We start from the raw sequence: 13,395 nt of genomic DNA, 5'->3' as shown, positions 1-13,395 counted from the left end.
ACCTGTGGAACAGGCGGGCCGGTCATGGTGAAATTACGTCGTCTCAGCCTGGTGCGACCGGCCATTCCCACCACGGATGACCCGATCCATCCGCACCACCCGGTCCGCGAGCTCGGCGACGTCCGCGTCGTCATGCGTGACCACCACCGCGGTGCGCCCGGCCAGCACGCGTTTCAGCACCTCGCGCATCCGCGGGCGGGCGGCCACGTCCAGTGCGCTCATGGGCTCGTCGAGCAAGATCACGCGCGGGTCCGCGGCCAGCACGCGCGCAATCGCCACCCGCTGCGCCTGCCCTCCCGAGAGCTCGTCCGGGCGCCGCTGCGCGAACTCCTCCGCGTCCACCTCCCGCAGCCACGCCCGGGCACGACGCCGCCCTTCCGCCCTCCCTGCCCCGCACGCCCGGGGCCCGAACGCCACGTTGTCCAGCACGTTCAGGTGGGGGAACAGCAGAGGCTCCTGCGCCATGAGGGCTACCCCGCGGCGGTGCGCGGGGACCCACACGGCCCGTTCCCCGGGCCACGCACGGACCACGCACCGCTCCCCCACATCCACACGTCCGCGGTCCGGGGCGAGCAGCCCGGCGATCACGCCGAGCACCGTGGACTTCCCCACCCCGTTGGGCCCGAGCAGCGCCACGGTGGCGCCCGGTTCCACGGTGAACTCGGCAGCTGCATGCCGTTGCTCGTGAAGCACGTCCACGCGCAGCCCGATGGTGTTGTGGGACCCCTGCGCCGGACTGCCAGCTGCGACCGTGGCCGGCGCGGCAGGGACCCCCTCGGCGGAGGCCGCTGCAGCGGCGTCTGCGCGCGGCTCAGGATCGGTCTTACCGTTCGGCGCACCGGCGCCATCCCACCCGAACCACCGGGTGAGGTTCGCGCGGAAGCCGGCGCCGCGGCGTCGTCGTGCGGGGGCGCTGAGGCTCACGACCAGCAGCGCGACCAGGACGAGCAGCAGTGAGAGGGCCACGGCCGCGTCGGGGTCGGTCTCGCGCTGCAGGTAGATCTCCAGCGGGAGCGTGCGGGTGACACCTTCCAGACTGCCCGCGAACGTGAGGGTGGCGCCGAACTCGCCCAGGCAGCGCGCGAAGGACAGCGCGGCGCCGGAGAGCACGGCGGGCAGGGTGACGGGCAGCGTCACGCGGAAGAGCGTGCGCGTGGGCGAGGCGCCCAGGCCAGCGGCGATCTGCTCGTAGCGGGTGCCCGTGGTGCGCAGTGCGCCCTCCAGTGAGACCACAAGGAACGGAAGTGCCACGAAGGTCTGCGCGAGCACCACCGCCGTGGTGGAGAACGCGATGTCCACCCCCAGTGCGCCCAGGGGACGCCCCAGGAATCCCATGCGCCCGAACGTGTAGAGCAGCGCGATACCGCCCACCACCGGGGGCAGCACGAGCGGAAGCAGCACCAGCGACCGGAACACGGTGAGGCCCCGGGCCGTGGACCGCGCCAGCACCAGGGCCAGCGGGCAACCCAGGACCACGGACAGCACGGTGGAGACCACCGCCGTGCGCAGGCTCAGCCACAGCGCGGCGAGCGAGGACTCACTCGTGAGCAGCTCCCCCAGGTGCGCCCAGTCGATGCGCAGCAGCATCCCCACCAGGGGCAGCAGGATGAGCAGGGCACCCACGCCCGCCGGGAGCAGCACCCACCGCGGGGTGGCGGAGAAGCCGCGCGTCACGGGGTGCCGAAGCCCGCGTCCTTCAGCACCTTCTGCCCGCGCTCACCCGTGACCAGGTCCACGAACTGCGCGGCGAGCTCCGGCTGCTCGGACTTGTTCAGTGCCACGATCGGGTACTTGTTGATCGCCTCGTCCGTCTTGGGGATCTCGATGGTGGTGACCTTGTCCCCGGCAGCCTTGGCATCCGTGACGTACACGATCCCGGCGTCCGCCTGGCCGCTGGTGACCTTGCCGAGCACGTCCGTCACGGCGTTCTCCTGGCTCACGGGCTTGAGCTCCACACCGTTGGCCTTCTCCACCTTCTGCGTGGCGGCGCCGCACGGCACCTCGGGCGCGCACGTGACGAGCTTGACCTTCTTGTCCAGCACGTCCTGGACGCTCGTGATCCCCGCCGGGTTGTCCTTGGGCACCACGAGGGTCAGCACGTTGGTCGCGAAGATCTTCGGCTCCCCCTGGGCGAGGTCCGCGTCCGTGAGCTTCTTCATGTTCTTCTGGTCCGCGGAGGCGAACACGTCCGCGGACGCGCCCTCGGTGAGCTGCTGCACGAGCCCCGAGGATCCGCCGTAGTTCACGTCCACGTGCACGCCGGGGTGGTCCTTCTCGAACTCGTCGGACAACTGCTCGAAGGACGTGGTGAGGGACGCCGCCGCGGACACCCGCAGGGTCTTGTCCCCGCCCCCGGCCTCCGAGGACGACGCCGATGCGTCACCTGCCCCGCTCTGCCCACCGCAGCCGGTGAGCACCAGGGCACCCAGACCCGCAGCGGCCACGAGGGCCGTGAGTCGGCGTTTACCCGCGGTGCCCGGTGTCTTCCGCTCTGCGCGCGCCATCACTTGCGCCCCTCCGTCTCCACGATCACCGCGGTGGACTTCACCACGGCAGTGGCCACGGATCCCGGTTCGAGCCCGAGGTCCTCCACCGCCTCCGTGCTCATGAGGGACACGATCCGGTGCGGACCGCACTGCAGCTCCACCTGGGACATCACGGGGTCGGACTTCACCGCGGTCACCAGCCCCACCAGCCTGTTCCGGGCCGAGCTGCCCACCTTCGCGGGGTCCTCGGGGCTCACGGCATTGCGGCGGGCAAGCTGCGCGAGCTGCGCCCCGTCCACCACGGTGTGCCCCGCAGAGTTCTTGTGCCCGGTGAGCGCGCCCTGCTCGATCCACCGCCGCACGGTGTCGTCGCTGACGCCCAGGAAGGTGGCCGCCCGGGCCACGCGGAGGAAGGTCATGGACACACCCTATCCGCAGCTGCGGGTCATAGGTACGAAGAGGACCGCAGATGCGGGGACAGTCCGTGGTCACGGGCTCGCGGAGTCGGCCTGGCGCCCTTCCGATGCTGACTGGCGGAGCAAGTGCACACAACGGCCCGGATGTCGACGTTTGCTCCGTTGGTGCACGCCCCCGGAAAACCGCCCACATCTCGCCTCCACCCCCGCGCAAGAACGGAGCAAACGCACCAGAACCGCTCAATTTCTGCATCTGCTCCGTTGTTGCGACCGCCGCCGGGCAGCACGACGGCGCCGCTCCCGGGCCTCCCCCGGAACGGCGCCGTCGATGAGTGTCACCGGGTGGTGCACCACCCCGCGCGGTGCACCTCTGGTGCTCACTCGTGGGAGAAGTTCGGCTTCCGCTTCTCCGTGAAGGCCGCCATGCCCTCCTTCTGGTCCGCAGTGGAGAACAGCCCGTGGAACACGCGGCGCTCGTACTGCAGGCCGGCGGCCAGGGTGGTCTCGTACGCGGTGTTCACCGTCTCCACGGCGTGCTGTGCCACCGGCTTGGACATGCCGGCGATCGTCGTGGCGACCTCGAGCGCGGTGTCCATGAGGGAGTCGGCGGGGACCACTCGGGAGACGAGTCCGGAGCGTTCCGCCTCCTCGGCGTCCATCTGGCGGCCGGTGAGAATGAGGTCCATCGCCTTGGCCTTGCCCACCGCACGGGTGAGCCGCTGCGTGCCGCCCATACCGGGAATGACGCCCAGGGTGATCTCCGGCTGCCCGAACTTGGCAGTGTCCGCGGCGATGATCATGTCGCACATCATGGCCGCCTCGCAGCCACCGCCCAGGGCGTAGCCCGCGACCGCCGCGATCTTCGGCGTGCGCAGCCGGGCGAAGGTGTCCCACGCGGAGAAGAAGTCCTCGCGGTACATGTCCGAACCGGTCTTGGAGCCCATCTCCTTGATGTCAGCACCCGCGGCGAACGCCTTCTCGGAGCCGGTGAGGACGATCGCACCGATCTCCGGATCACGGTCCAGGTCGGTGGCGGCCGCCACGAGCTCGGTCATGGTCTGCTCGTTCAGCGCGTTCAGCGCCTTGGGGCGGTTCAGCGCAATCACGCCCACGCGTCCCTCGCGGCGGACCAGGATGGTGTCGTAGGTGTTCTCAGTCATGTGACCAGCATCTCACGACCCCGCCGTTCCCCGCCTCACACCGCCCCGTGCCTGGCGCGCGTCGGAGCAGGCGCACGTGCGGCGTCGTCGTCATCTGCGGGGGGGGAGTGGGACGTGACGTGCCGGAAACACACGGTCGCTAGCATGGCGGCATGCGTGAATTGCAGGCACAGATCATCGCCGAACTCGGGGTGGCCCCGCGGATCGACCCGGAGACGGAGGCGGCGCGGCGCGTCGACTTCCTGTGCGACTACCTCCAGGCGACGCACACCAGGGGCTTCGTGCTGGGCATCAGCGGCGGCGTGGACTCCACGCTCGCGGGTCGGCTCGCGCAGCTGGCCGTGGAGAAGCTGCGCGAGGACGAGATCCCTGCGGAGTTCGTGGCCATGCGCCTGCCGTACCGCACCCAGCAGGACGAGGACGACGCCCAGGCCGCCCTCGCCTTCATCGAGCCGGACCGGGTGGTCACGTACGACGTCGCGCCGGCCGTCGACGGGTTCGAGGCCGCCTACGCCGCCGCCACCGGTGAGCAGCTCAGCGACTTCACACGCGGCAACACCAAGGCCCGCGTGCGCATGACCGCGCAGTACGCGGTGGGCGGGGACCACAACCTGCTGGTGATCGGCACGGACCACGCGGCGGAGTCCATCACCGGGTTCTTCACCAAGTTCGGGGACGGCGGCGCGGACCTCCTGCCGCTGGCCGGGCTGAACAAGCGGCAGAACCGGCAGCTGCTGGAGTACCTGGGAGCCTCGGAGCAGCTGGTCGGGAAGGTCCCCACCGCGGACCTGCTCAACGACAACCCCGGCCGCACGGACGAGGACGAGCTGGGCCTCACGTACGAGGACATCGACGACTACCTCGAGGGCAAGGACGTCCACGTGGAGGTCGCGGAGAAGCTGGAGCAGATCTTCCTGCGCTCCCGCCACAAGCGCACCGTGCCAGTGACCCCGGCGGATGCGTGGTGGCGGGAGGGCTGAGCCCGCTCCCGTTCAGCGCCGACGACGCCGAGCGGGTTGTGCCCGGCGGCGTCACTCACTGGGGGCCCCGGTGATGCGGGCCCTCAGCGCGTCGTGGAGTGCCATGGCACGGCTCCGTTCCACGCGATCCGACCTCGCGACTGACACAGTTTCGGCCCCGGGAAGCGCCCGGCACATGCCCTCCGCAACGACCACCGCAGGGGACGGAAGCCCCCGGTCCCTACGCCTCTGCGGCGTCGTTCCCGAACACCCGGGGTGACGCGCTGCGGTAGCGGCGGTTGCGGACCGCCAGCACACCGCCGGCCAGCACGGCCGCCAGGACCGAGGCGGTCAGCACGGCCACCTTGGCCTGGTCACCGGCGGCCGCGGACGGGTCGAAGCTGAGCTCCGAGATCAGCAGAGACACCGTGAACCCGATGCCGGCCAGCAGCGCGATCCCCACCAGGTCGATCCACCGGTAGGACGGATCCAGCTTCCGCCCGGTGAGCACGGTGGTGAGCCACGTGGCGGCAATGATGCCCAGCGGCTTGCCCAGGACGAGGCCCGCGATGGTGCCGAGCGTGACGGGGGCGGCGAGCGCCGTCGTCAATCCGTCCCAGCCGCCCACCGCGACGCCCGCGGAGAAGAACGCGAAGACCGGCACCGCGAACCCGGCGGACAGGGGCCGGACGCGGTGCTCCAGGTGCTCGGCGAGCTCCACGGGGTCCCCGGAAGCTTTTCCCGCGAGGACGGGAATTGCGAAACCGAGCAGGACACCCGCGACCGTGGCGTGGATCCCCGCCTCGTGGACCAGGGCCCACGTGATCACGGCCAGCGGCACCAGGATCGCCCAGGCGGCCCACGTGCGGTGCGCGAAGAAGCGGGGGAAGCGGTGCGCCAGGAGCCCGAACACGGCCAGCGGGACGAGCGCGAGGAGCAGCGGGAGCACGTGCACCTCGTCGGTGTAGAAGACCGCGATGATCGTGATGGCCAGCAGGTCGTCCACCACGGCAAGCGTGAGCAGGAAGAGGCGGAGCGCGCTGGGCAGGTGCGAGCCCACGATCGCGAGCACCGCCACCGCAAACGCGATGTCGGTGGCGGTGGGGATCGCCCAGCCGCCCAGGGTCTCGGGACTGCCGAGGTTCACGCCCGCGTAGATCAGAGCCGGGAGGACGACGCCGCCCACCGCCGCCGCAATCGGCACCGCTGCCTTGCCGAGGTCCCGCAGATCACCCGCGACGAACTCGCGCTTGAGCTCCAGGCCTACGAGGAAGAAGAAGATCGCGAGCAGCCCGTCCGCGGCCCAGGCGCCGAGGCTGAAGTTCAGGTGCCACGGCTCGTAGCCCACGTCGAGGTCCCGCAACGCGAAGTAGCTCTCCGCAAAGGGGGAGTTGGCCCAGACGATGGCGAGGACGGCGGCGACCACCAGGAGGATGCCGGCCACGGTCTCGCGGCGCAGGACGTCCTGGAGGCGGGAGAGGGCGCCGCCCGCGGGGTGGTCAGGCTCGCACGGGGGCTCAGGATGGTTGAAGAAACCGGGCTCCGAAACGAAGCCGGAGGGCTCTTCCTGCGCCACGGGCTCCGGGGATCCGGGCTCACGGTGGGCAGGGGTGGTCGTGTGGTGCAGGGGCATGGACTACTCCAATGTCGACGGGCATCACGCTCATTACCGCCGACCAGACTTCCCGGCACACCAGCCAGCAAGGGTAGCAGGGCGCTTTTGGGTGGCGCACCCGGGGCGGCTTTCAGAAAGGCGGTCCCGCAGCAACCCACTCGGCTTCTCTGTCGCTGCGACCCGGTACACGAGACGATCTGGCAGTGACCTGCCTACGGTGGGGGCATGCTGAAACGGAAATCGGTGGGCTTGCTGATCCAGGGGTCCGCGATGGTGGCCCTCTTCGTGATCACTTTCATTGGAGCGCGGGAATCATGGCTGCTCATGACCCTGGAACTGCTTTTCGCCGTCATCTTTTTCACCAAGGCGGTGCAAGAACGGCGTGCAGAAGTCGCGGCACAGCGCCGTCGAGCGGCGCGCCGCCCCGCGAGCAACGGCCTGTCTTGACCGAGCTGCCACCGGCAGGACCGGTTATACCGGACTGCGGTGCGGCTGTGGCTTGGAAACACGAGCCAACATCAGGCTGATTCCCCACAGGAACAGGACCAGCAGCGGTACGAGAGTCATCATGGACGGCTCGTCCACGACTGTCACGCCGCCCACGTTCTCCCAGGTGCATGTGTGGCCCAGTGGCACCCAGCTCCACTCCGGCTCACCGTAGATCGAGCTTCCGTCGCCCAGTTCGCAGGACAGGGATCCGGAGTACACGAGTCGCTCCGCCACAAGCCCTCCGATCCAGGCGAGTACCGCTGCGAGCCACAGCACCCATCCAACGTTCCTTGCCCGCGAAGCGGCTGTTCGGTGTGACATTCGCCCGTCTCCGTTCTGGCTGCCGTGCCCCTCCGCCGAGCGCGCTGCCGGTTATTTGGTCTCGCCACTTTCCTATCAGGGTTCCCTGCGACCCCATCCTTCCCGGTCAATCCGCTCACTTGATCCTCGCCAAACCTCCCTGACTACACTGACCACCAGTGACACGGGGTGCCGCCACCCTTCCCTCCAGCCCCACCGGGCGCACGGAGCGTGAAGCCAAGGCGGCTGAGATGACACCCGTCGAACCTGTCCAGTTAGTACTGGCGAAGGGATGTCACGGTCGCACCGCGCAGGTGGCGCACCGCTTTCTTCGCCGTGAGCCACAGGAGTGAGCATGCGGATCGAGAACGCCATCGTCCTGGTCACCGGCGGAGCCCGTGGGCTCGGGGAGCACCTCAGCCGGGCATTCGCGCGCGAGGGTGCGCGCGTCGTCGTGAACTACCACGCGAGCGAGGACCGCGCCCGGGCGCTGGTCCGTGAGCTCGGGGAGGACAGGGCGCTCGCCGTCCAGGCGGACGTGACCGATGCCCAACAGGTGCGGGACATGGTCACCCAGGCCCGGGAGCACTTCGGCGCGCCGATCACGGTGGCCGTGAACAACGCCCTGGTGGACTTCAGCTTCAACGGGGACGCCCGCCCCACCCTGGAGCACCTGACCGCCGAGAACCTCACGCAGCAGTTCCACGGCGCCGTGGTGGGCGCCCTCAACGTGATGCAGGCGGTCACCCCGGGCATGGGCCAGGCCGGTGAGGGGCGCATCATCAACATCGGCACCAACCTCTTCCAGAACCCGGTGGTCCCCTACCACGACTACACCGCCGCGAAGGCCGCCCTGCTCGCGCTCACCCGCACCGCCGCCAAGGACCTCGGCCCGCAGGGCATCACCGTGAACATGATCTCCGGTGGCCTGCTGCGCACCACGGACGCGAGCGCCGCCACCCCGGACGAGGTCTTCGACTTCATCGCCGCCGGCACCCCCCTGGGCCGCGTGACCACCCCTGAGGAGTTCGCGAACACCGCCCTGTTCTTCGCCTCGGACTGGTCCCGCGGGGTCACCGGCCAGAACCTGGTGGTCGACGGCGGGCTGGTGATGGACTGACATGGCCGTCCCCTCCCCGCACGACGACGCCGCCCAGCCCGGTCCCGCGCGCACGGCACCTGCCGGGGGCGCGGCGTCGGCAACCACCCCCGAAGCCGGGCCGACGCTCGGGACGGCCGCTGCGGCGTCGTCGCCCACGACCGCACCGGCCCGCCGCCTCCACCTCAACGCGTTCCTCTACGGCGCCGGCCACCACCAGGCCGCGTGGCGCGCCCCGAACTCCTCGGTGCACCGCCTCACGGACATCACCTACTACGAGGAGCTCGCGCAGACCGCCGAGCACGGCCTGTTCGACGCCGTGTTCTTCGCGGACGGCCACAGCGTGGGCGACGTGTCCGGCGGACCCCACTGGTCGCTCGAACCGCTGACCGCGCTGTCCGCGATGGCGCGCGCCACCGAGCGCATCGGCCTGGTGTGCACGGTCTCCTCCACGTTCTTCACCCCGTTCCACGCGGCCCGGATGCTCGCGTCCCTGGACCACATCTCGGGCGGCCGGGCGGGCTGGAACGTGGTGACCTCCATGTGGGATGCGGAAGCCCGCAACCACGGCTACCGGGCCATGCCGCCCAAGGACGAGCGCTACGAGCGCGCCCGCGAGTTCGTGCAGGTGGCCCGCGCCCTGTGGGCCAGCTGGGACGAAGACGCCGTCACCGCGGACCCCGAGGGCCAGTGGGCGGACCCCTCCAAGCTGCACCGCCTGGACCACGAGGGCCGCCACTTCCTGGTGGACGGACCCCTCACGGTCCCGCGCTCCCCGCAGGGCGAGCCGGTGCTGTTCCAGGCCGGTGCGTCCGGGCCCGGCAAGGCCCTGGCCGGGGACTGCGCGGAGGGGATCTACGCCGTGGCCTACGACCTCCCGGCCGCCCAGGAGTACTACTCCTCGGTCAAGGCGGAGGTCGCGCGGGCCGGCCGCGATCCGGAGTCCGTGGCCGTGATGCCCGGGCTGGTCACCTACGTGGGCCGCACCCACGAGGAGGCCCTCGCCAAGCAGGACCGCGTGGACCGGCTGCTGCCCGTGGAGCAGTCCCTCGCGCAGCTCTCCACGTTCGTGGAGCAGGACTGCTCCCAGTGGGAGCTGGACGCGCCCGTTCCCCCGCTGCCGCCCCTGGAGAAGTTCACCGGTCCGCAGGGGCGCTACGGCACCATCCTGCGCATCGTCGAGGCCGAGAACCCCACCGTCCGGCAGCTGCTCGGGCGCCTGGCCGCCGGCGGCGGGCACTGCACCATGGTGGGCACGCCGCAGAGCATCGCCGACCAGATGCAGGAGTGGCTGGAGAAGGGTGGTGCGGACGGCTTCAACCTCATGCCGCCCGTGCAGCCGGACTCCCTCGCCGATTTCGTGGACCTCGTGGTCCCGGAGCTGCAGCGCCGCGGCCTGTTCCGCACCGAGTACACCGCCACCACGCTGCGCGGTCACCTCTCGCAGGTCTGAGCCGGGCAGGACGACGCCGCCGCGCCCCGTTCGTGGGGCGCGGCGGCGTCGTGCGGAGACGAGCAGGCGGATCCTGGCTCCGGGTGGAGGCCCGGGTGGAGGCGCAGATCGGGCCCCGGCGACGAGGCGACCGGCGTGGGTGCCGGAACGCGGCGGCGTCGTCCCCTCAGGTCTCCCGGATCACATCAGGGGCCGCAGCGGCGCGAGCACCACCTCGGCCACCCGCGCCATGGGGTGGCGGTCACGCCACGCCGGCGAGGTCAGCTCGTCGCAGTGTGTGCTGTCCGAGAGGAAGACCTTCTCCATCTCCGCGGCGAAGTCCTTGTCCACGATCTCCACGTTGGTCTCGTAGTTGAAGGACAGGGAGAGCCGGTCCAGGTTGGCGGTGCCCACGGTGGACCACTCGCCGTCGATCGTGGCGGTCTTGGAGTGGATCATGCACGCCGCATACAGCAGGATGGTCACCCCGGCCTCCAGCAGCTGGCCGTAGAAGCCCCGGGAGACCCAGTCCGCCACGATGTGGTTCGAGTCCTTGGGCACCATGATCCGCACGTCCACACCGCGGCGGGCGGCGGCCAGGAGCGTGTCCAGGATCTGCTGGTCCGGCACGAAGTACGGGGTGTTGATCCAGATGTGGTCCCTGGCCCGCTCGATCGCGCTCAAGTACATGCCGCGGATGGGATACACCAGCTGGATGGGGAGGTTCGGCGAGACGCGCACCTCCGGATTCCAGTTCTTGGGCGGGATCCACTCGATCGCGTGCTCCGGGGCGCGGTCCTCGTTCCACACGGCAGCGATGGCGTTGCGCAGTCCCCACACCGCCGGGCCGATCTCCCGGATGTGGGTGTCGCGCCAGCGCCGGGAGTACATCGAGCCGATGTTGAAGCCGCCCACGAAGCCGATGTTGTCGTCCACCACCAGGATCTTCGAGTGGCACAGCCCCGAGAAGCGCAGGGGGCCCTTCCAGAACGGACGCCGCACCGCGGGGACGCGGAAGACGTCCACCTTCTCGGAGAACCGGTAGAACGAGTGCGGCACCACGGTGTTCGCGAACCCGTCGTAGATCACGAAGACCTTCACGCCCCGCTCGGCCGCACGGTTCATGCCGTCGAGGAAGCGCTGCCCGATCTCGTCGCCCTTCCAGATGAACGTCTCCATGTGGATCGAGCGCTCGGCACCGTCGATCGCCTCGAGCATGTCCTCGTACACGTCCTCACCGGAGGTGTAGACGGTCATTGCGGAGTCCTGCACCTGCGCGGTGTACGTGCCCGGGCGAGGAGCATCACGCTGCTTGCGCCCGCGCTGCTTCCACCAGTCGACGCTCACGAGGGACGCAACCACCACGGCCTGCGCCCCGAGCAGCGAGGCCGCCCCCACTCCCGCGGCCTTGAGGATGATCCGACGTTCCCTGATCTCGGCTAGCGCCCGCATTGCGTTCATGACGCCACAGTAGTGCCGCTCACCCCGCAGCCACCACGGTTTCGGGGGCGCCGCCTGGGAGTCGTCCTGGATCCGAGGGTGCGCGGCCCTCCCGACGACGACGTCGCACGGCTGGTTTCTCAGGGCCCGCGCGGGTGGCTACCGTGGGGAGCATGAGAATCGCCACGTGGAACGTGAACTCCATCCGTGCCCGCGCCGACCGCATCGAGGCGTGGCTCGACCGTTCGGACGTGGACGTCCTGGCCATCCAGGAGACCAAGGCCAAGGACGAGAACTTCCCGTGGGAGCTCTTCGAGTTCGCGGGCTACGAGGTGGCGCACTTCGGCGTGAACCAGTGGAACGGCGTCGCCATCGCCTCCCGCGTGGGGCTCAAGGACGTGGAGCGAACCTTCCCTGACCAGCCCACGTTCGGCAAGCCCGGCCAGGAGCCCGCCCAGGAGGCCCGGGCGATCGCCGCCACGTGCGACGGCGTGCGGATCTGGTCCCTCTACGTGCCCAACGGGCGCGGGCTGGAGGATCCCCACATGCCGTACAAGCTCGAGTGGCTGCGGGTGCTCGAGGGCCACGCCAGGCAGTGGGTGCAGGACGATCCGGACGCGCAGATCGCCCTGGTGGGCGACTGGAACGTGGCCCCGCGGGACGAGGACGTGTGGGACATCCAGCTCTTCAAGGACGGCGGATACACGCACGTCAGCGAGCCGGAACGCGCGGCGTTCAACGCGTTTGTCGAGGACGCCGGCTACCAGGACGTAGTCCGGCCCCGCCATCCCGGCCCCGGTGTCTACACCTACTGGGACTACACACAGCTGCGCTTCCCCAAGAAAGAGGGCATGCGCATCGACTTCCAGCTGTGCTCCCCCGCCCTGGCCGCTCGGGTGACGGACGCGTGGATCGACCGTGACGAGCGCAAGGGCAAGGGCGCGTCCGACCACGCACCCGTCGTGATCGAGATCGACTGACCGTGCCCCTCCTCAACGTGGGCAGCGCGTACCGCAGCGTCACCGGTTCACCCATCCGCTTCGCCCTGCGGATCTACGTGCCCCAGCAGGAGCTCGACGCGGCCTACGCCCCTGGCATCCCCCGCGCCATGGACCCGTTCACGGCCGGGGTGCACGAGTTCTCCGAGCAGCTCGCCCGGCTCGCCGACACCACCCAGCCCCTGCTTCCGCCCGCACACGAACCGCTGTGGACCATGCCGTTCTCCACCGCACCGGCCGGGGCGCGGCGTGTGGCCTCGGGCCGTGGGGGGGACTTCCCGGTCTTCCACCCCGCCCAGCGGCTTCGACGCTCCCTGCGCCTGTTCACCGCCGCCGAGGACGAGAACAGCGCCCAGCTGCTCCCCCTGCTCGTTCCCGAGAAACAGGTTGAGGCGGCCGCCAAGGCCACTTCTCGTGAGGCGTTCCTGCCCGTCTACACGCGGGAGTCCGCCTACGTGGTGCCCCTCGCGTGGTTCGCCGCGTTCGAGCCCGAGGACCACGTGTCCTCCCACCACTCGGGCCACGAGGTGCACCGGTTGATAGTCCCCGCGGACACCGCCGCGGCCCGGGTGGCTGGGGCCGCCCGGGCCGTGGAGGACGCCGCCCGATCCGTCACGCGGATGCCACGCTCCTCCGGGGCCGCCCGGGGCCCGGCCGGCGAGGACCTGTCCAGGGAGGATCCGTCCGGTGAGAATCCTTCCGGGGCGGGCCCGTCCGACGAGGTCGGAGACGTCCCCGAAGAGGCGCAGCAGGCCGCCGCGTTCGCGCAGGACCTCACCCGCCTCGGACGCTGGCTGGATGCGTTCAGCCCCGACTCCCTGCTCTGCCTGGACTACGGTTCGGTGGCGGACCGGATCCAGCCCGACGAGAGCCCCCGGGACGTGTCCGACGCCGTGGAGCTGCTGCGCGAGGGCGACTTCGGCTCCGCCACCGCGGCGCTGCGCCGCATCTTCGTGCGCTGGGCCCCGCTGGCCCACCTGCAGCAGGCGAACTGACACGCG

At 70.4% G+C, this 13,395-nt stretch carries 12 protein-coding genes and 1 riboswitch; of the genes, 6 read left to right on the top strand and 6 right to left on the bottom strand.

Annotated elements, in window-relative coordinates; all coding sequences use genetic code 11:
• Positions 1-33: 33 nt before the first annotated feature.
• The 4 genes from FS770_RS11325 to FS770_RS11310 form a co-directional block, all read right to left on the bottom strand.
• A complete protein-coding gene (locus tag FS770_RS11325) occupies positions 34-1,674 on the bottom strand; it encodes an ABC transporter permease (RefSeq protein ID WP_145011886.1) in 1,641 nt (546 codons plus the stop codon).
• A complete protein-coding gene (gene modA / locus FS770_RS11320; protein WP_144941311.1) occupies positions 1,671-2,504 on the bottom strand; it encodes a molybdate ABC transporter substrate-binding protein in 834 nt (277 codons plus the stop codon). The genes FS770_RS11325 and modA overlap by 4 nt, the downstream gene beginning before the upstream one ends.
• Positions 2,504-2,905, bottom strand: a complete 402-nt coding sequence (locus FS770_RS11315; protein ID WP_144941314.1) for a TOBE domain-containing protein — start codon at positions 2,903-2,905, stop codon at positions 2,504-2,506. Before FS770_RS11315 ends, modA begins: the two co-directional genes overlap by 1 nt.
• 374 nt (positions 2,906-3,279) lie before the next feature.
• A complete protein-coding gene (locus FS770_RS11310; RefSeq protein ID WP_144941316.1) occupies positions 3,280-4,062 on the bottom strand; it encodes an enoyl-CoA hydratase in 783 nt (260 codons plus the stop codon).
• A gap of 152 nt (positions 4,063-4,214) precedes the next feature.
• On the opposite strand from FS770_RS11310, the gene nadE reads away from it, so the two are divergent.
• Positions 4,215-5,042 (top strand): ammonia-dependent NAD(+) synthetase, encoded by an 828-nt coding sequence (gene nadE, locus FS770_RS11305; RefSeq protein WP_145011883.1) that lies wholly within the window; start codon positions 4,215-4,217, stop codon positions 5,040-5,042.
• A gap of 220 nt (positions 5,043-5,262) precedes the next feature.
• On the opposite strand, the gene nhaA is transcribed toward nadE, so the two are convergent.
• Entirely contained in the window at positions 5,263-6,654 is a 1,392-nt protein-coding gene (gene nhaA / locus FS770_RS11300) for a Na+/H+ antiporter NhaA (RefSeq protein ID WP_145011880.1), read from the bottom strand.
• Between the two features lie 207 nt (positions 6,655-6,861).
• On the opposite strand from nhaA, the gene FS770_RS11295 reads away from it, so the two are divergent.
• The 3 genes from FS770_RS11295 to FS770_RS11285 all read left to right on the top strand — a co-directional run bounded on the left by FS770_RS11295 (position 6,862) and on the right by FS770_RS11285 (position 9,977).
• On the top strand, positions 6,862-7,083 hold the full coding sequence (locus FS770_RS11295; RefSeq protein WP_145011877.1) for a hypothetical protein: 222 nt from the start codon (positions 6,862-6,864) through the stop codon (positions 7,081-7,083).
• Between the two features lie 517 nt (positions 7,084-7,600).
• Positions 7,601-7,735: riboswitch (TPP riboswitch) on the top strand.
• Positions 7,736-7,780: 45 nt separating this feature from the next.
• Positions 7,781-8,545 carry a 3-oxoacyl-ACP reductase gene (locus FS770_RS11290; RefSeq protein WP_145011874.1) on the top strand — a complete coding sequence of 255 codons (765 nt, stop codon included), beginning with the start codon at positions 7,781-7,783 and terminating at the stop codon, positions 8,543-8,545.
• 1 nt (position 8,546) lies between these two features.
• Positions 8,547-9,977 (top strand): LLM class flavin-dependent oxidoreductase, encoded by a 1,431-nt coding sequence (locus tag FS770_RS11285; protein ID WP_145011871.1) that lies wholly within the window; start codon positions 8,547-8,549, stop codon positions 9,975-9,977.
• 180 nt (positions 9,978-10,157) lie between these two features.
• On the opposite strand, the gene FS770_RS11280 is transcribed toward FS770_RS11285, so the two are convergent.
• The gene (locus FS770_RS11280; protein WP_145011868.1) at positions 10,158-11,417 is read right to left on the bottom strand and encodes a phospholipase D-like domain-containing protein; all 1,260 of its coding nucleotides are present in this window, start codon (positions 11,415-11,417) and stop codon (positions 10,158-10,160) included.
• A gap of 152 nt (positions 11,418-11,569) precedes the next feature.
• Here FS770_RS11280 and FS770_RS11275 point away from each other — a divergent pair, with 152 nt between their 5' ends.
• On the top strand, positions 11,570-12,376 hold the full coding sequence (locus FS770_RS11275; protein ID WP_055086002.1) for an exodeoxyribonuclease III: 807 nt from the start codon (positions 11,570-11,572) through the stop codon (positions 12,374-12,376).
• A gap of 2 nt (positions 12,377-12,378) precedes the next feature.
• Entirely contained in the window at positions 12,379-13,389 is a 1,011-nt protein-coding gene (locus tag FS770_RS11270; protein ID WP_145011865.1) for a DUF8083 family protein, read from the top strand.
• The last annotated feature ends 6 nt before the right edge of the window (positions 13,390-13,395 follow it).

Origin of the sequence: Kocuria salsicia (genome assembly GCF_007681555.1) — a bacterium.
In the GTDB taxonomy this organism is placed as follows: domain Bacteria; phylum Actinomycetota; class Actinomycetes; order Actinomycetales; family Micrococcaceae; genus Kocuria; species Kocuria salsicia.
Note: the sequence above shows the minus strand (reverse complement) of the source record. Positions and strands in the feature narration are given on the sequence as shown.

Bases quoted from the DNA above. Each gene is read 5' to 3' on its own strand.
- FS770_RS11295 (WP_145011877.1), top strand. From the start codon at position 6,862: ATGCTGAAACGGAAATCGGTGGGCTTGCTGATCCAGGGGTCCGCGATG.
- FS770_RS11285 (WP_145011871.1), top strand. From the start codon at position 8,547: ATGGCCGTCCCCTCCCCGCACGACGACGCCGCCCAGCCCGGTCCCGCG.
- modA (WP_144941311.1), bottom strand. From the start codon at position 2,504: ATGGCGCGCGCAGAGCGGAAGACACCGGGCACCGCGGGTAAACGCCGA.
- FS770_RS11280 (WP_145011868.1), bottom strand. From the start codon at position 11,417: ATGAACGCAATGCGGGCGCTAGCCGAGATCAGGGAACGTCGGATCATC.
- FS770_RS11315 (WP_144941314.1), bottom strand. From the start codon at position 2,905: ATGACCTTCCTCCGCGTGGCCCGGGCGGCCACCTTCCTGGGCGTCAGC.
- nadE (WP_145011883.1), top strand. From the start codon at position 4,215: ATGCGTGAATTGCAGGCACAGATCATCGCCGAACTCGGGGTGGCCCCG.
- FS770_RS11275 (WP_055086002.1), top strand. From the start codon at position 11,570: ATGAGAATCGCCACGTGGAACGTGAACTCCATCCGTGCCCGCGCCGAC.
- FS770_RS11310 (WP_144941316.1), bottom strand. From the start codon at position 4,062: ATGACTGAGAACACCTACGACACCATCCTGGTCCGCCGCGAGGGACGC.
- FS770_RS11290 (WP_145011874.1), top strand. From the start codon at position 7,781: ATGCGGATCGAGAACGCCATCGTCCTGGTCACCGGCGGAGCCCGTGGG.
- nhaA (WP_145011880.1), bottom strand. From the start codon at position 6,654: ATGCCCCTGCACCACACGACCACCCCTGCCCACCGTGAGCCCGGATCC.